This window comes from Acaryochloris sp. CCMEE 5410, from assembly GCF_000238775.2.
In the GTDB taxonomy this organism is placed as follows: domain Bacteria; phylum Cyanobacteriota; class Cyanobacteriia; order Thermosynechococcales; family Thermosynechococcaceae; genus Acaryochloris.
Genome location: NZ_AFEJ02000002.1, coordinates 1,287,501 through 1,305,461, shown reverse-complemented (window position 1 = coordinate 1,305,461; position 17,961 = coordinate 1,287,501). Strand labels below are relative to the sequence as shown.

At 47.6% G+C, this 17,961-nt stretch carries 14 protein-coding genes and 1 pseudogene (1 of these 15 cut by a window edge); 14 read left to right on the top strand and 1 reads right to left on the bottom strand.

Annotated elements, in window-relative coordinates:
* Positions 1-55: 55 nt before the first annotated feature.
* From purS to ON05_RS26795, 10 genes are all read left to right on the top strand, one after another.
* Positions 56-346, top strand: a complete 291-nt coding sequence (purS, locus tag ON05_RS26840) for a phosphoribosylformylglycinamidine synthase subunit PurS (protein WP_010468459.1) — start codon at positions 56-58, stop codon at positions 344-346.
* On the top strand, positions 343-1,050 hold the full coding sequence (gene purQ, locus ON05_RS26835) for a phosphoribosylformylglycinamidine synthase subunit PurQ (protein ID WP_010468458.1): 708 nt from the start codon (positions 343-345) through the stop codon (positions 1,048-1,050). Before purS ends, purQ begins: the two co-directional genes overlap by 4 nt.
* Before the next feature lie 207 nt (positions 1,051-1,257).
* The gene (locus ON05_RS26830; protein WP_010468457.1) at positions 1,258-1,494 is read left to right on the top strand and encodes a DUF3285 domain-containing protein; all 237 of its coding nucleotides are present in this window, start codon (positions 1,258-1,260) and stop codon (positions 1,492-1,494) included.
* Between the two features lie 18 nt (positions 1,495-1,512).
* Positions 1,513-2,043: an rRNA maturation RNase YbeY gene (ybeY, locus tag ON05_RS26825; protein ID WP_010468456.1), complete on the top strand. Its 531-nt coding sequence runs from the start codon at positions 1,513-1,515 to the stop codon at positions 2,041-2,043.
* 171 nt (positions 2,044-2,214) lie between these two features.
* Positions 2,215-2,664, top strand: a complete 450-nt coding sequence (locus tag ON05_RS26820) for a diacylglycerol kinase family protein (protein ID WP_010468455.1) — start codon at positions 2,215-2,217, stop codon at positions 2,662-2,664.
* A 112-nt stretch (positions 2,665-2,776) separates the two neighbouring features.
* The gene (locus tag ON05_RS26815) at positions 2,777-3,376 is read left to right on the top strand and encodes an aminodeoxychorismate/anthranilate synthase component II (RefSeq protein ID WP_010468454.1); all 600 of its coding nucleotides are present in this window, start codon (positions 2,777-2,779) and stop codon (positions 3,374-3,376) included.
* Between the two features lie 51 nt (positions 3,377-3,427).
* Positions 3,428-4,198 (top strand): MBL fold metallo-hydrolase, encoded by a 771-nt coding sequence (locus ON05_RS26810; protein ID WP_010468453.1) that lies wholly within the window; start codon positions 3,428-3,430, stop codon positions 4,196-4,198.
* A gap of 413 nt (positions 4,199-4,611) precedes the next feature.
* Positions 4,612-6,954 carry a DNA helicase PcrA gene (gene pcrA / locus ON05_RS26805; RefSeq protein WP_010468452.1) on the top strand — a complete coding sequence of 781 codons (2,343 nt, stop codon included), beginning with the start codon at positions 4,612-4,614 and terminating at the stop codon, positions 6,952-6,954.
* 40 nt (positions 6,955-6,994) lie between these two features.
* Entirely contained in the window at positions 6,995-7,645 is a 651-nt protein-coding gene (locus ON05_RS26800) for an HAD-IA family hydrolase (RefSeq protein WP_010468451.1), read from the top strand.
* 88 nt (positions 7,646-7,733) lie between these two features.
* Positions 7,734-9,815, top strand: a complete 2,082-nt coding sequence (locus ON05_RS26795; protein WP_029314947.1) for a dynamin family protein — start codon at positions 7,734-7,736, stop codon at positions 9,813-9,815.
* 69 nt (positions 9,816-9,884) lie between these two features.
* Here ON05_RS26795 and ON05_RS26790 read toward each other — a convergent pair whose 3' ends face one another.
* Complete coding sequence (locus tag ON05_RS26790; RefSeq protein WP_262562383.1) at positions 9,885-13,397, bottom strand: NB-ARC domain-containing protein; 3,513 nt, start codon at positions 13,395-13,397, stop codon at positions 9,885-9,887.
* Positions 13,398-13,471: 74 nt separating this feature from the next.
* Between ON05_RS26790 and ON05_RS38740 the strand changes: the two are divergent.
* From ON05_RS38740 to ON05_RS26760, 4 genes and pseudogenes are all read left to right on the top strand, one after another.
* Positions 13,472-14,857 (top strand): annotated as a pseudogene (locus ON05_RS38740) (ISKra4 family transposase).
* Positions 14,858-15,383: 526 nt separating this feature from the next.
* On the top strand, positions 15,384-17,057 hold the full coding sequence (locus ON05_RS26770) for a dynamin family protein (protein WP_010467658.1): 1,674 nt from the start codon (positions 15,384-15,386) through the stop codon (positions 17,055-17,057).
* Positions 17,058-17,081: 24 nt separating this feature from the next.
* The gene (locus tag ON05_RS26765; protein ID WP_010467659.1) at positions 17,082-17,708 is read left to right on the top strand and encodes a DUF4126 domain-containing protein; all 627 of its coding nucleotides are present in this window, start codon (positions 17,082-17,084) and stop codon (positions 17,706-17,708) included.
* Positions 17,709-17,819: 111 nt separating this feature from the next.
* Positions 17,820-17,961 carry the start of a transposase family protein gene (locus ON05_RS26760; protein WP_010467660.1) on the top strand. 785 nt of this gene lie beyond the right edge of the window, so 142 of the gene's 927 nt are visible here — the first part of the coding sequence; the start codon lies at positions 17,820-17,822; its stop codon lies beyond the right edge, outside the window.

Here is a 17,961-nt window from a genome sequence, read left to right as displayed (position 1 = left end):
CCATTCTTCTCTAGTCTGTTTGTGCCCTGGATCAGGTACATTCAAGAGGAACGCTATGCATGTGGGAATCGTGACACAAACCTATCAGGCCAAAATTTATGTGACTTTGAGGCCATCAGTCTTAGACCCTGCGGGCACAGCGGTCCAAACGGGGTTTAAGCAACTAGGATATGACAACGTAGGCCCGATTCGGATTGGTAAATATATTGAGCTAACGGTATCCGCCGATGATGAGGACGCGGCTAGTCAACAGGTGGATCGCATGTGTGATCAGCTTCTAGCCAATCCAGTGATTGAAAATTATCGTTTTGATCTGCGATTGACCCCCACAGGAGCAACCAAATGAAGTTCGGTGTGCTGGTATTTCCGGGATCAAATTGCGATCGCGATGTCGTATTGGTCACTCGCGATTTGCTCAAACAGCCCACTCGTATGGTCTGGCATCAAGAAACAGATATTAGTGATTTAGATGTTGTGGTTATACCCGGTGGGTTTAGCTACGGGGACTACCTGCGCTGTGGGGCTATTTCCCGGTTTTCACCGGCTATGCAGGCCACCATGGCTCATGCCGAGCAGGGCAAGCTGGTCTTGGGAATTTGCAATGGGTTTCAGGTGCTGACGGAATCAGGGTTATTGCCAGGGGCCTTAGTCCGAAATCGAGATCTGCATTTTATTTGCGATCGCATTCCTGTACGAGTAGAAAGAACGGACTTACCCTGGACCCAAGCCTATCAAGTGGGGCAGGTAATTACCTTGCCCATTGCCCATGGTGAAGGCTGTTACTATGCCGATCCAGAGACGCTCAAGCAGCTCCAAGCCAATCAGCAAATTCTGTTCCGCTATTGTCAGCCCAATGGTGAAATTATGCCAGATTCCAACCCCAACGGCTCGGTGGAGAACATTGCCGGTATTTGTAATCGACAAGGTAATGTGGTTGGCATGATGCCTCACCCCGAGCGAGCCTCTGATCCGACCTTGGGCTATACCGATGGCCTTTTACTCTTTCAAGGCCTATTGAACAGCCTCATGGCGCAAGGTGTGACAGCCTGAGTGAACGAAACAAACGAAAGGAGACAGCATCGATGCCTCCTCTCCTGCCCTCATGCCTTTGCCTAGGGCGCGTTGTTTCTTAAATCTATTAGATCAAGGTCTGCTTGCTTCAATAAGGATGACTTACAGTTAGAGGTATGGAGATAGTCTGGCTCTCAAATGAGGGTTTGTATCTCTCTCCTGCGTTGTTATTTGCACCTCTGAATCATGAGTTCTGACCCTTCCGTAAAGGATGAAACTAGCACCAACCCTGCCGACGTGACCAGTGTCGGGCCAGCTGCGCCTACAAATGATGTCGCTCCTGCATCTAAACCTACAGATAGCTACACCAAGTTAGCGATGAGGAACATGGTTCGTAAAGGCAGACGGTCGTTGCTGGAATTTGGACTAACTACAGTGGGGGTATTAGCCTTGTTGATTGGGCTGTCCTATCTGACTCGTTAGCGAATCGTCTCAAACCACATGCAAGTTGACGTCCATATTCAGTGGGATCTTGAAGACAGAGCCATCCCATCTTCGTTAGTAGAGAATGTGCTTAAACAAGCCCATCAAATTACAGCTGTGACCTGGCAATCTTGGTTTCAGCACTGGTTTGAGTATTTGCAGCCTGGTATTTCTCCGATCCAAACCTATGAATTGAGCCTACTGCTCACGGATGACGCGGCGATCCAGAATTTGAATGCAACCTATCGGCACCTAGATCGCCCCACAGATGTGCTGGCCTTTGCAACCCTTGACTTAACCGATCAGCCGATAGATTTGTGGTCAGAGATGCCTGTGGAGCTCGGCGACATCATTATTTCGGTAGAGACTGCAGCGCAGCAAGCACAAGAGCAACAGCATCCCTTACAGCAGGAGCTAGCTTGGTTAGCGACCCATGGATTGTTGCATCTATTGGGGTGGGATCACCCGACCCCTGAATGCCTCCAAAATATGTTGGCGCAGCAGCAATCATTAATCAATCTCACGAATGTATCGGCAGCAACTAGCTAGACCTAGAAGAGTTTGTTAGAACTGTGGGTAACCTAAACCATAGTGAGTGAGAAATACTTCTCTGATTAAGCAATAGACAATTTAATCCTTGATTCAGACCCATCGCTTTCAGATTTATTGCAGCCATGCCCTTTGCGGTCGTAGTGTAGAATCGTTAAAAAGATTAAATTTATGTCAAATAAATCTATAATCTCTTCACAAAGTAGCACTGAGCCTGAACCAGCGCGGCTTAAGCGTGAGCTGTCATTCAAAGTCGCTCATAATCTATTTGTGAGTTTTAAATATGCCTGGGCCGGATTGAGTTATACCTTCCAAACTCAGCGTAACTTTCGGATTCATACCGTGATCGGTAGTGTGGCCTTAAGTATGGGGTTGTCCCTTCATCTTGAACCTGTAGAATTGGCTGTGATTGCCTTGACCAGTGGTTTAGTGCTGGTCATGGAGTTACTAAATACCGCTTTGGAAGCGGTTGTTGATCTAACAGTGGAGCGGACTTACCATGAGTTGGCCAAGATAGCCAAAGACTGTGCAGCCGCAGCTGTTTTAGTATCAGCAATGGCAGCAGTGGTGATTGCTGCATTTCTAATTATTCCGCCTTTTCTAGCTCTCTTTCAGGCTTAAAACGCGTTTTGATGTGATGACAGCGCTGTTTGCAGTCAGGTTTATAGCTGCAAAGTAGGATAAACACGCTAAGTTGGAGAGATAACTTTCTCTTGGGACAGGAGCGCAAGCCTTGCTACTGGTTGTTGATAATTACGACAGCTTTACTTACAACCTGGTTCAGTATTTGGGAGAACTCGCCACTGAATTTGAAGTGGCCCAAGATATTCAGGTTTTTCGCAATGATCAGATTACCCTAGCCGAAGTTGAGAAGCTCCAGCCCGATGCAATCGTTATATCTCCAGGGCCGGGACGGCCTCAAGATGCTGGAATTTCTCTAGAGCTGATTGAGCAATTGGGTGCAACCGTACCGATCTTGGGAGTCTGTTTAGGCCATCAGAGTATTGGCCAAGTGTTTGGTGGCGATATTGTGTCTGCCCCAGTGCTGATGCATGGTAAAACATCCCCTATCCGTCATAAATCCACGGGGGTTTTTTCCGGGTTAGATAATCCTTTTACCGCAACTCGGTATCATAGTCTGGTGATAGAGAAGGAAACCTGTCCAGAGGTCCTAGAGATTACGGCTTGGACTGAGGACGGCACGATTATGGGGGTGCGTCATCGGAACTATCCTCACATTGAAGGCGTCCAGTTTCACCCAGAGAGTATTTTGACGACATCTGGGAAACAACTGCTCAAGAATTTTCTGAGCCACCTTCCTACCGATGGCTAATACTGATCGGGTTTCACAGGACATACATTCAGGGATACATCACAGAGAACTATGAACCGTCGCCGCTTCATGCACTATGTGCAAGCAGGATTGATCACCAGCTTGGGAACTGGTCTTGCCACCCATTGGCAGTCTTCATCCGCCCAAGCCGCAGGCTCTCTGAGCATTCGTTGGCTAGGCCATACTTGTTTCTTATTCTCAGGCAGCGGTATTCAGGTATTGGTCAATCCTTTCCGTCCTGCGGGTTGTACGGCTAAATATCCGTCACCCCAAACGTCGGCCAATATTGTTCTTATTAGTAGCCGACTGCTGGATGAAGGGGTGGTTGAAGGTTTACCCGGAAGACCCAAGTTATTGTTTGAACCGGGGGCTTATAAAACCAACGGTTTGCAGTTCCAAGGTATACGGACGCTCCATGATCGGGTCAACGGCTATCGGTTTGGCACCAATGTGGCTTGGAAGTGGATTCAAGGGGGGGTAAATGTGGTTCACTTAGGCGGTATTGCCTCTCCCATTAGTGTAGACCAGAAGATCCTAATGGGGCGGCCGGATGTGCTACTGATTCCCGTGGGTGGCAGTGCAAAAGCTTATAACCCAGAAGAGGCAAAGGCTGCGGTTCAAGCCCTCAACCCTAAAATGGTGATTCCGACCCATTACAAAACGGCTGCTGCTGACGAAAGTTCCTGTGACCTGCAGTCGGTGGATGCGTTTCTTTCCCTGATGCAAGGGGCTACCATTCGACGATCTGGTGGGAGTGGTCTAACGGTTAGTTCAGGTAACCTTCCCAGTTCCGGTCCTGTTATTCAAGTGTTGAGTTATTGAGCTAGATCGGTGGCGTTTAGTAGCCTATACCGTTGCCTTAATGCTGCATGGGTATTGGAGGAAGAATCATCTATCATTCCCTGGAGTGTTGATGATGTGTTCTTATCTCTTCAGTGGGTGTCCTAGACAGCCCTAGAGGAGGGTATGCCTTGTAGCAATTCATCAAAAAGGGACGACTAGAGATTCCTTAGGGTTAAGGAGAGATTTGGCTATGGTTTGGTTGTTTCTCGCGGCTTTGTGGGTAGGATAAGGCGCTACTCTTGCCCTTTATTCTCTAACTTTATAATTTTTTCTAACTTGCGTTTCTATTGGAATCACGTATGGTGGGCACAGAGATTGTTCGAATACTCAATTCCATTGGCATAACATCTCTGCTAAAGACGATACTTCTGAATTCTTCTCCTTGATTTTTTATGTCTGCTATTCCTGACTTTTTAAGTCATCTCAATCCTTCCCAGCGACAGGCAGTGGAACACTTCTGTGGTCCGCTGTTGGTGGTAGCGGGGGCTGGATCGGGTAAAACTCGAGCCTTGACCTATCGCATCTCTAATTTGGTGATGCGCCATCAGGTTAATCCCGAAAATATTCTGGCTGTGACTTTTACGAATAAAGCGGCTCGGGAAATGAAGGAGCGGATTGAGAAATTATTTGCGGAACAGCTGGCCCAGCAGGATCACGGCAAAGCCCTAGAATTGTTAGCACCTCAGCAGCAGACAAAGTTGCGATCGCAAGTCTACAAAACCATTACCAAACCTCTCTGGATTGGCACATTCCATAGTCTTTGTGCCCGCCTGTTACGGATGGAAATTGAGAAGTACCAGGATGAGAAGGGCCGTAAATGGCAGCGTAATTTCTCTATCTTTGACGAATCAGATGTCCAGAGTCTGATCAAAGATATTGTGGTCAATCAGCTCAATCTCGACGACCGTAAATTCCAGCCTCGTTCCGTCCGCTTTGCTATTAGTAATGCTAAAAACCAAGGCTGGAACCCCCAAGAGCTAGAAGCCAATCAACAGGATTTTCGCGGTCGCGTGGTAGCCCAGGTCTACAGCAAATATCAAGATTCCCTAGCTGCCAATAACGGCCTGGACTTTGATGATCTGATTCGGGTGCTGGTGCAGCTGCTAAAACAGAACGGCCAAGTTCTGGGCTATTGGCACCAGCAGTTTCGCCATATGCTGGTGGACGAATACCAGGATACTAACCGCACCCAGTATGATTTGCTGCGGTTACTAGCGACCAACGGCACCGATACCCGCAACTTTAAGGATTGGGAGCATCGCTCTATCTTTGTAGTGGGTGATGCTGATCAGTCCATTTACTCCTTTCGGGCAGCAGATTTCAAAATCCTGATGGGATTTCAGCAGGATTTTGGCGATGGCCTGCCGGATGATGACACGCGGACGATGGTGAAGCTAGAGGAGAACTATCGGTCTACCGAAAACATCCTCCAAGTGGCCAATGAACTCATCGATAACAATACAGAACGCATCGACAAAATTCTTAAGCCGACTCGGGGTGCGGGAGAACCCATCTACTGCTATCGGGCGGATGACGAGCTGCATGAATCCGATTTTGTCGTGCAGCAGATTCGGACTCTAGAGCAATCCCACCCCGAACTGAGCTGGGGCGATTTTGCCATTCTCTATCGAACTAATGCTCAATCTCGGGCTTTTGAAGAGGGCTTAGTCCGTTGGAGTATTCCCTATACGGTGGTCGGGGGACTGAAGTTCTACGATCGCCGGGAAATTAAAGATGTTCTTGCCTATTTACGCTTAATTGTTAATCCGGCTGATACGGTCAGCCTCAAACGGGTGATTAATACACCCCGCAGAGGGATTGGCAAAACCACCTTAGATCGCCTTATGAATGCAGCCCAGGAGCTAGGAGTGCCCTTATGGGAAATGCTGACAGAAGAGACGGCAGTCAAAACCTTAGCTGCTCGTAGCGCCAAGCCAATTTTGCAGTTTGTGGAAATGATGCGGCATTGGCAAGGGCAGGTGGAAACCCAATCTGCAGCCAATATTATCCAGGGGATCTTAGAAGATTCGGGGTATGTTCGGGACTTAAAAAATCAGGGAACTGATGAAGCGGATGATCGAATTGGCAATGTCCAGGAATTGCAAAATGCCGCTTTACAATATGCAGAAGAGAATACCGATGAGTCTCTCCCTTCTTTTCTCGCTAATACGGCCTTGGCCTCTGATTTAGATGATTTAGATGAAAAAACTACGGTGTCACTGATGACATTGCATGCAGCTAAGGGGTTGGAATTTCCCATCGTCTTTTTAGTTGGCCTAGAACAAGGACTGTTCCCTAATTTCCGCTCTTTAGAAGATCCTGCGGCTATCGAAGAAGAACGCCGTCTTTGCTATGTTGGCGTTACTCGGGCTCAAGAAAGACTCTTTATTTCTCACGCACGAGAGCGACGACTCTATGGTTCAAGGGAGCCAGCGATGCCTTCACTGTTTCTATCAGAGCTGCCTCGAGATCTCTTACAGACTAATTCTTTATCGGCCATCCCGTCTGAGTCGCCCCATTCTGCAATGGGCCCAGGGACTAAAAAGAAAAAGATGCCCAATACCCATGCCATGGATTGGGCGGTCGGTGATCGGCTTGTTCATCGCGGGTTTGGACTAGGGGAGGTGACCCATATTTTTGGAGGTGGGAATAAAATCTGCTTAGCAGTTAAATTTCCAGGGATTGGCAAAAAGATTATTGACCCGAATATCACGGTATTGGATCGGGTGGAATGAAATCGAAATTCAAGTTATGGAGATACGAACATAACGAAGTATGCGCTTGATCGTTTTTGATTTTGACGGCACCCTTGCCGATTCCCTTGGCATATTTATCGAAGCCACCAATCGCCTAGCTAGAGATTTTCGATATGAACCTCTATCTCCGGTTCAAATCGAGCTAATGCGGAAGTTAGGGATTCAAGAAATTGCTCAAGAATTAGGGATTCCCAAATGGAGATCCCTTTGCTATTTGCAGCGTTTTCGGCAGGAGCTGACTCATAGTATTGACGATTTATCGTTAGTCGAAGGCATCGAAACCGCCCTCCATAATTTGAAGTCTGAAGGTTATCGTTTAGGGATTGTTACTGCTAATTCTCGCAGGAATGTTGAGTATGTTCTTCAGAAATATGCTATCGATCATCTCTTTGAATTTATTTATGGTGGTCAGATTCTATCGGGGAAGAGACGGACGCTAAAAAAATTGGCTAGACTCAAGGCCACTGACCCTAAAGAATTGGTTTATGTGGGTGATGAAATTAATGATGTGAAGGCAGCTAAACAGGTTGGTTTAACTAGTATTGCCGTTTGTTGGGGGTTTAATGACCGAACAGTTCTTGCGGAGAAAACCCCTAATTTTTTACTGGAGCACCCTGATCAGATTCTTCAAAGCCTGAGTCAAGGGCATCTATCGCTTGAGTCTGCCTAGTGAAGGGTTGGCAGACTCTCTCAGGCTTATCGGTGGATTTAAAAGTGCAGATGGGTATGCTGGAAAAGCAGCCTTACCTTCCTCCACTATGAGTAATTCCGTTGAAACCGCTAGCTTCCTGGAAGATTTAGATCGAATTTCTCAAATCCGCCAGGAAATTGCCTCCCACCTATCCAGCATTGCCGAAACCTTAGAAGATGCTGAACGGGCTGGAGAATCCGCCTCTGGATCATTGCAGCTTCAACAAGAAATTGAAGACGTGAGTGTCGCCTGCCGCAACTTAAAGCAGGGAGTTTTCCGGTTGATGGTTCTAGGAGATATGAAGCGAGGGAAAAGCACCTTCCTCAACGCTTTGATTGGAGAAAACTTACTGCCCAGTGACGTCAATCCCTGTACAGCCCTGCTGACCATCTTGCGATATGGTCCCGATAAAACTGTAACCGTCCACTTCAATGATGGTAAATCCCCCGAACAAATTGACTTTGCTAGCTTCAAAGACCGCTACACCATTGACCCAGAAGAAGCAAAGCAGCTAGAAGAACAAAAGCAGATTGCCTTCCCAGATGTGAGCCATGCCGTGGTCGAGTATCCGCTGCCGTTGTTAGAGAAAGGGGTTGAGATTGTCGATAGCCCAGGCTTAAACGATACGGAAGCCAGAAACGATCTCTCCCTAGGTTTTATCCAAAACTGTCATGCCATTCTGTTTGTACTGCGAGCCACTCAGCCTTGCACCCTGGCTGAACGTCGCTACCTCGAGAACTATATTAAAGATCGGGGATTGTCGATCTTCTTTTTGATTAATGCTTGGGACCAAATTAAGGAAAGTCTGATTGACCCCGATGATCCAGACGAATTGGAAGATGCTACCCGCAAACTCCATAAAGTCTTTCATGCCAACCTGGCAGAATACTGCCAAGTCGATGGCTATGACCTCTATGAAGAGCGGGTATTTCCCGTTTCAGCCTTGCAGGCTCTCCGCAAGCGAGTGAAAGATACGGATGCTAACTTAGAGGGCACCGGATTTCCCGACTTTTTGGCCTCACTGAATACGTTCCTGACTCAGGAGCGCGCGATCGCAGAATTGCGGCAAGCCCGAACCTTGGCTCGACAAGCTCTCAACCGAGTTCATGATGCCACAAATCGACGGATTCCCCTGTTAGATCAGAGCGTTCAGGAATTAGAGCAACGCATTGAGTCCGTCGAGCCGGAATTTGAGGATTTGAAAGAAATTGGTGAGAACTTTAGAGAAGATATTCATCGGATGCGAGATCAGCGATCGCGTTCGATTGCCGATTCATTTCGCACCTATATATTCGATTTAGAGGCAACCTTTGATCAAGACTTCCTCAAATATCAACCCCCTGATCTAGAGTTGCTGGATCTATTTAGTCAAGGACGCCGGGAAGCCTTTAACGCTGCTTTTCAACAAGCCTTTCAGCAGTATGTCAATGATAAGTTCTTTGCTTGGAGCATCCGCGCCGAGCGGGACTTAAAAGATGCCTTCGAAGAACTGTCTAAAAGTGCTGAGCAATACGGTAACTCTTATGCCAGAATTACCGACCGAATTACCGAAAAATTGACGGGGCAAAATATGAATGCTCGCGGTCCCAAACGTCAGTCCAATGATAACGTACCTGGATGGGCTAAATGGGCAATGGGTTTATTCTCCCTCGCCTCTGGCAATATCGGCGGGGCGGCAATGGCCGTTACGGGGTTTGACTTCCAGAGCATTATGCTCAACTTCTTCACCTCTGCTGGCATTGCCCTGATTGCTTCATCCGTCTTTGGCATTATGTTGGGGCCGATTACTTTTGCATTGGTGGGATTAGGCATTGGGGCGTTGCAAGCGGATCATGCCCGCAAACAATTGACCAAGGCGACGAAAGAAGAGTTTGTGAAATGTCTACCCCAAATTGCCCAGGAAAAATACCAGCCCATTTATAGCTCGGTCCAAGACTGTTTTGATGCCTACAACCAAGAGGTGATGCAGCGCTTGCAAGAGGATATCCAGTCTCGCAAACAAGAGTTAGACAACCTCCTAGAGCAGAAAAACTCACGAGAGATCGATCGCCAAACGGAAGTTGCTCGCTTAGAGAATTTAGAGCAGGCCGTCTCTACCGACTGTGAGCTGATCGAGACGGCCTATCAGAATCTATTGGCTACGGCATAACGCTGGTGTTGATTCAGAATGCAGGCCTTTTTCAGTTGAAACGGTTCTTTCCTGCCAATGCTGTTTGGGCTAGCGTTCTACCGCACCTAAAATCTTGAGCGTCTGTCGTTCAGCGTCAGTTAATCCAGTGGCCCCTGAAATGTTCATGCCTTCATACAATTTCGGGGGCTGCAGGGTGTGCAAGCATGTTCCAGTGTGCACATTCCAGACTCGGACCGTTTCGTCCATTCCGCCACTGGTGATGATATTGCCTTCGGCTGCAAAAGAAACTGAGAAGATACCGTCAGAATGACCTCCCAGCACTTGGATGCATTCCCCTGTCTGTGCTTCCCAAATGCGAACTGTGCGATCAAAGCTCCCACTTGCGATAGCCTGACCATCAGCACTAAAAATTACAGACAAGACAATGGCCGCATGCTCATTCATATGGCAGAGACATTTACCTTGCTCCAGATCCCAAAGTTTGACGCTTCCGTCATTACCCCCCGTCACCAGTAAAGACTCCTGGGGATGGAAGGCAACGGACCAGATCCAATCTTCATCACTCAGGGTTTGAACGCAAGCGCCTGAGGCCAGATCCCAAATCTGGACACTATTCAATCTTGACGTAGCCAGGTATTGCCCCGAAGGACTATAGGCCAAACCCAGCGCATAATGTTCTTCTCCCACCAGGGTATTCAGCAATTCCCCAGTATGAACATTCCATAGATGGACATTGTTGTCTCCACCAGAAACAGCTAATACGTCTCCATCGGGTCTTAGCGCTATATCCCAGCACCATTCGCCTGGCATTCGAAAGGTATTTAGGCAAATCCCATTCGTAGAATCCCAAACCTTGATCTCATAAGAATAGGTTGCACTCACCAACACTTGACCATCGGCACTGTAGGCCACTGATCTTACCCGACCAGAATGGCCTTCCAGATTTTGCACACCTTGACCCGATTGGGTATTCCAAAGTCGTACCCCCCGATCATTACTCCCACTCGCAACTATCGTGTGGGTTGGACTATGAGCCACTGACCACACATAATCGTTATATCCATTCAGACACTTCAGCAGTTGTCCCGTTTGCACATCCCATACCCGCACCGTTGAGTCTTCACTTCCACTCGCCAGGCACAGATTGTCTGGATGGAACGCCACCGTAGACACCCGTGATGTATGGCCTTGCAAGCATTTCAAGCACTGACCTGTTGGCAGATCCCAAATTCTGACGGTATTGTCGCCGGAACTACTTGCCAATAATTGGCCATCAGTGCTAAAGGCCACCGAGAAGATTTGGGTTGTGTGGCCCTGGAGGATTCTGATCCGTTTTGCTTGATACACATCCCAGAGCTGAATTTGCCCATCACTATAGCCCACAGCTAATTGTCGATCATCGGGACTAAACGCAAGGGGAGATTCTTGACTAGTGACGTCTGGGGGCAGACACTGTCTGCGATTGGATGACATATGCCAAAGACTGACCTGACCATCAAGATAGCCAATCGCCAATTGATCGCCACTGGAATTGAAGGTCACGGATCGAGCGGACTGTCCTTCTGCATTCAAACTTTGAATGCAGGCTTGAGTGCTGATATTCCAGATCTTGACACTGCCATCTTGGCTAGCACTGGCCAAAATATAATCTGGGTCAGCCCCAGTTTGAGGCTGAAAGGCCACCGACATCACTGCCCCCGTATGCCCTTTCAAAGTCTGGATGCAACTTCCTGACTTAACATTCCAAACCTTAATGGTGTGGTCAACACTACAGCTTGCAATTAAACAACCATCATCGCTAAAGGTGATAGATAAGATCAGCACCTTGTGACTGGATAAGGTCTGCTGATGCTGGTATCGCAGGAAATCATAGAGTTTGATGTTCCCAGTATCAGCAACGGCCAAACAACTTCCATTGGGACTATAGGCAAGACTAAAGATACTGCCTAGGGTTTCAGAAAATAGGGTTGATTCTAAGTTGGCATGGGCAAAATTGACTTGGTGGAGTTTGACTTCTCGTAGATCTGCCTGCTGGATCGTTAAGTGAGATAAATCTAAGTTGCAAAAATCTGCCTGACAAAGTCGCAGTAGATTCAAAATATTCCCTACCGCATAGGTGAGTCTATTTTGAGCATGAGTTTGCAGACTATTTAAAAGGTGTTTGAGATGTTGTTCTAGCTGGCCTTGGTTGGGATAGGTTTCTAAGAGATGACGAAAAATAGGCTTAAGAATCAGTCGAATTTGAGCTTCTCGTAAATAATCTTTGGATTGCACCAGGACCAACGGATATTGATGCAGATCATCCATTTGATCCCCAACGAGTTCATGACTTACATGAGAAATTAAATTCTCGGTTACGTATTCCATGACCACGGGTTGCAATGTAAAACCAGCTGGACGGGTCTCGTTCGGTAAGACTTTTTCGATCAGCGAGCGACGACCCAGAAACTCCAGAGCTTCAAGCAAGGTCGTAAAGGAAGGCAAACTGATAACATCACTAGCGAGTTGTTGGATAGTGGCAGGTTCACGATAAATAGCCAACCAGGTCATCACTTGTCGTTCTAGCGCAGATAATCGCTCAAACTGTTGATCCAACAGCCGACGAATCCCATTGAAAGCCATCGTCCCTTGCTGAATAAACTCAGTCACATTCCCTGAAAACACATCCTGAATGGATGTAGCGGCAATCTTTAACGCTAGAGGATTACCTTGATAAGCCTCGATCAGCGAGGTTGTTTCTGAGGCTGAACCTGATAGCCCTTTACTCTTGAGAATTTCGTAGGCAGCCGTAGTGCCTAATCCTTCTAACTTAAAGACACGGACGGGTAAATGTGTCCCCATTTGGATGGCAACTTCTTCTGGCAATTCGCGACTGGTCAAAACCAGACAACTGTTATGGGCAACCTCACCAATTCGTTGGAGAAGTTCACCATACTCTTCATACATGGGTTGATAACGCCCAAATTGACCACTCTGAAATAAACTTTCAACATTGTCTAAAACGATTAGACATCGCTGTTGCTGTAAATACTGAATAAGAACTGAAATTCGTTGAGATGGTGTGTTGGGTAATTTAGGTAAGCTTTGATTGCATAAGTTGAGGATTAAGTCTGCTAGTAACTCCATCACCGGGGGCATATTCTTGAGGCTTCGCCAGAGTACATAGGCAAACTGACTTTGGAGCTGTTGGGCTAACTTCACGGAGAGTGCTGTTTTACCGACCCCTCCAATTCCTAACAGGGTAATCAAGCTACATTGATCACCTAATATCCATTCCTGAAGTGTGGCTAATTCTGTTGACCGCCCCCAAAAGGAAGATACATTTACTGCCTCTCCCCAATCTTGATATACACATTCCTCATTACTGGTGTTAGGGGACAGAACAAAGTTGGGTAATGGATGTAACCCAATATATTCACTGAGTGCAATTTTGAAGTTATTTTTAGATACTTTTGTGTTTAAAACATTAGATAGCTTCTGCCATAAATGAGAACCCACCTTTTTGATATAACCGACTTCATAGCCAGTGCTATCAGCGATTTGACGGTAGGATTGTCCATGCCAACATTGGGAGAAAACATGAATCTGGGGCGTAAGCACAGAATCGGGGATGTATGGCTCAAAGAAAAACGGGTCAAGGACAATAGATCCTGTACCCGAATCAAAAACTTGTCATGAGCCTAACATCGCAATTGCCAACCGTACTAGAGCATCACGAATTTCTAGAACAGGTCGAAGCACTCAAAGAATCACCCAGCCTGAGTCAGATGGTTTATATCGTTCTGCAAATGGGTTTGTATTTGGCTCGATGGCTTCTGGAGGATGAACTCTCACGGCGAGCAAAACAGTATTTGAATGGCCTAGGTGTAGCACCTGCGGAACCCGCTTGCACTCGAAGGGATGGGAATCTCGTCAGATGCAGACACTGGTGGGAAATATTTACTGAAAGCGACGGGTGGGTCGTTGTCCAAAAGGGTGTCCAGGTAGTCTATCAGCTCCTCTGGACCAATCCATTGGGATTACCTCTTACCAGCACAGCAGTAAAGAACTGGTGCGTCTAGGCTGCTTGTTAAGTCTATTTATGCCCTATGAACTGGCCAGTTGGATGCTGAGTCAGTGGAGTGGTTTATCCGTCAGTTCATCAAGCTTGTGGAATTGGGTGCAAGTCATGGGCAACAAAGCTTATCAGGAGCTAGAGGCTCAACTCAAAGCTCAAGCATCAGGTGAACAGGCTCCTAGTGAAGCGATTTCAGAGGTGTTGTCTGCTCTGCCTTTGGCCATTGCTGCTGACGGTGTGATGGTGCCCTTTCGCCCCACTCCGAAAACCCCCAAGGGAAAATCCAGTGGCGAGAAGTTAAAGTCGCTATCTTAGCCCGCCTGGGAACACGGCTCACCCGAGCTAAAAGAGTGTCCCCCAACTACTGCGTCGAAGACTGGTAGCAGTATTGGGCGATATCGACCAGTTCATCCCCTTACTGCAACTCGAAGCCCGCAAACAAGACTTTGAATCGGCCCCAAGCGTCATCTGGTTGAGTGATGGGGGCGAGGCTTCTGGCGAGTCTACCGCACCTTGTTCTCTCACTGTGCTGTGGCAGTTCTCGATTTTTTCATGCAGCAGGCCATCTTGCACGAGCAACAAAGTGATGTTTGGGGATGTTCGCTCTGCTCAAGCCCAAGCCTGGTTTCGGCGCTGGCGACACCAATTGCGACATGGGCAACACCTATTAGTATTGCGGTCCTTGACGATGTTGATTCACTCACAATTGTTTACGGGCAAATCTTTTACGACGTTGCTCCAGGTACAGGCTTATTTCCAGCGCCATCTGCGACACATCCAATATCGCCACTTTGAACAACTACAGATACCGCTGGGGTCAGGAATGGTCGAAAGTGCTTGTAAGTGGCTGATTCAACAGCGCTTTAAGGGGGTTGGTATGCGCTGGAGTGAGGATGGTTTCAATCATCTACTCATGCTGCGGCTTGCCTGGGTCAATCAACGGTTTGACTCCCTATTCCCAGGGGTAACCATTCCGAAGTCTAAGGCATCCCCGATCCATTAGCTACGCCCTGAATCTGGATATCACTGAGACTCTCACTGGTATTGATCTTTTGTTGAATGTAATTGAGAATCCGAACAGCATCCTCTGAATTTGAAAGCACGATACGTTTTTAGAGAGGAAAAAAGAACTTGCACTTTTAATCTCTCTTATGGTCTGTGAATATTTCTGGAGAGTCAAATAATTTACCCAGCTTTTTGTGCTCAAAAGAGGAGATATCTATCTTGGCTGCTTTGCGTAAAGCTCAGAGCTGTCATGATTAAAATCGTATTTATAAAAAGTAGAGCTACAAGCTAAGTTCACGTGCATTAAGACTTTTGAGTGGGAAAACTAAAGTCAATAACGCTATCTATTCGTCCGTTAATATCAGGCATGAGCCTGACCGTTGCTCCGTTCACTTCTCGTCACAGGCTTAGAATCGAAGTGAATCTCAAACAAACCGTTTTGAATAAGCAGGCGTTATTTCTCCAAACCCTGTCATTGATCTTCTGATGACTTTATCTGTGCTGAATATCACGAAATACTGGCGATGGCTCAACTGGATACCTACCGTAATTTGCTCCAAACTCTACAGATGACTGTAGGAGTGTTGGAGCTTCGAGAAACAGATGAGTTGCGGCGAGAGGTGCTTACAGTTGTAAATAGGGTCCAGAAGACAGCCCTTAGAATTGCAATCTTCGGCCCCTTTAACTATGGGAAATCTACGCTGCTCAATGCTTTGCTAGGGGAAAAAGCCCTCCCCATTGATTTGATCCCGACGACTGGAGCTGCCATTACCGTTCGCTATGGCCCACAGCTACAAACGCGCATTTGTTTGCAAAGCAGCCAGGAAATTGTGGAGCTAGGGACGGATATTCTCAAGCAGTACGCCATTTTGGATGATAATCGGCGGATGCGAGAAGACGTAGTGTCTGTAGAAGTGAGCTGTCCCCATCCGTTTTTACAAACGGGTGTGGAGCTATTAGACCTACCGGGAACCAATGATCGGGAAGCCCAAGATGCTCTGGCCAAAGAACAACTGCTAACGGCAGATTTAGTGATTCAGATGCTGGATGGTCGCAAATTGATGACCTTAGGGGAACGGGAACACCTGCGGGACTGGCTGTTGGATCGGGGCATCGAAAGCGTCGTATTTGTGGTTAATTTCTTAAACCTATTAGACCCTGACGATCAAAAACAGGTGATGAACCGAATGCGGTTTGTGGCCGAAAGCTTTCGGTCTCAGCTCCCCCCTGGGATTAGCAATCTTTACCGTGTCGATGCATTGCCTGCGTTGCGTGCCCAACTGAAAGGCGATATGGCCACTGCTCAAACCACGGGCTTGCCCATGTTAGAAACGGCGTTGCAAAGTATTGTTCAGGCTTATCAAACAGACGGCATGCCGACTCAATCAAAGCGTGCGATCGCACTGGCGAAACAACTCCAACTCGCCCTCCAAGAAAAAATTGCCTTTGTCCAATCCCAAGTCCAGACCGACGTCCAAGATCGGGCTCAGCAGCGCTTGGAGATTAAACAACGCGCCCAAAAATTGATTATCAAAGGATTCCGAGAGAGTGTAGCTGATACCAAAGTGTGGCTTGATTTGCCCACCTTGCTCCGCAACCATGAAACAGGAGCCCAGATCGCGCTCCAACAAGAGCGTTTTCCAGCTTGGCTCACGGAAACTTTAAAACCCACCTGGCTGAAACACCAGCGTGAAGTGGTGGGTTGGGTTCACAAAGCTTGTGCATTCTTTAACCAACCTCGCCCGGCAGAATTATGGTTTGCATTCCCCAGTGGTCCTGCACCCCAATCACAACCCCAGCCGTCTACATCCTCTACTCAATCCAAGGAAGATGAAATTGCCCCGGTTGCGATCGCAACCGGATTAGGCTGGTTGATGGGTGGCCCCCTAGGAGCCGCTATTTTTGGTGGTACTGGATATGTCGTCAACAAACTGGAAAATATCGCTGTTTCTAAAGCAGATTTACCCAAGTTTGAAAAGAACGATGAAAGCTACCAGCAGGCAGCCCGTTACTATCTCACTCAGTTTCGAGCTGCGGCTTTAACTGCCCTGCAAGAGTATGAACGCACAGCCGAGAAGATTATCTTAACCCCGGTTGTGGAAGCGAACGCAGAACCGAAGTCTTATCAAAATCAGCATCAACTCACCCTCCTGCAAAACACCCTGACATCCCTCGAAGAGGCGATTGAGGCAATATAGGGGAGGATTGATCTCAACAACACCATGGAAATCCTTATTAGTCTCTGTCTCGGGATTACCCTCAGTGCAGCTAGCGGTTTACGGGTCTTTATCCCACCCCTGATTATGTGTATGGCGGCCCTATTTGGTGATCTGCCGTTGGCCCCCAATTTGCAGTGGATTGGCTCCTATCCTGCTCTGATTGTATTGAGCACTGCCGTGGTGGTTGAAGTGTTGGCCTACTACATTCCCGGAGTCAATAATCTGCTGGATTTAATCGAGATTCCGACGGCAATTGCAGTGGGTTCCGTCTTAACCGCAGCTACGTTAGGTGATCTCAATCCCGTTTTGCAATGGACCTTAGCGATTCTGGCTGGTGGCAGTGCCGCCGGAATCGTGGAAACAACCACCTCCGTCACCCGTGTCGCCGCAACCACCATGACTGGAGGGGTCGGGAACCCTGTCCTCTCCACCATCGAAGCTGTATTATCCGTGGTCTTAACATTGCTAGGGTTAGCGATTCCTTTGCTGGCGGCTGGCATCGTCTTATTAGTGATTATTGGGTTAATTCGTAAAACCAAATCAATCTTGCTGGCCAGGCGTCAACGCCGCCAAGCCAACCGAACGATGGAAGGCCGATATAGAAGCAGAACTAGGTATCGCTGGAGATAATCCCGGCTAGGCCCTCTCAACAATCTGGGGGTAGTGATTCATTAAACTTTATCGGAATTAAGCATTTTAGAATTGAGTAGTGTCATTCAGTGCTGAAGTATAAATTTGAAAATGAGCTTTGAAGAGCTTCAGGATAAACCTCGGGTTTTACAAAGCTTGACCAGCATCAATGTTCAGGAGTTTACAACGCTCTTGGTCAGCTTTAAGGCAGCCTGGGAAGCATTTGTTCAAGAAACATTTCAGCGCGAAGGAC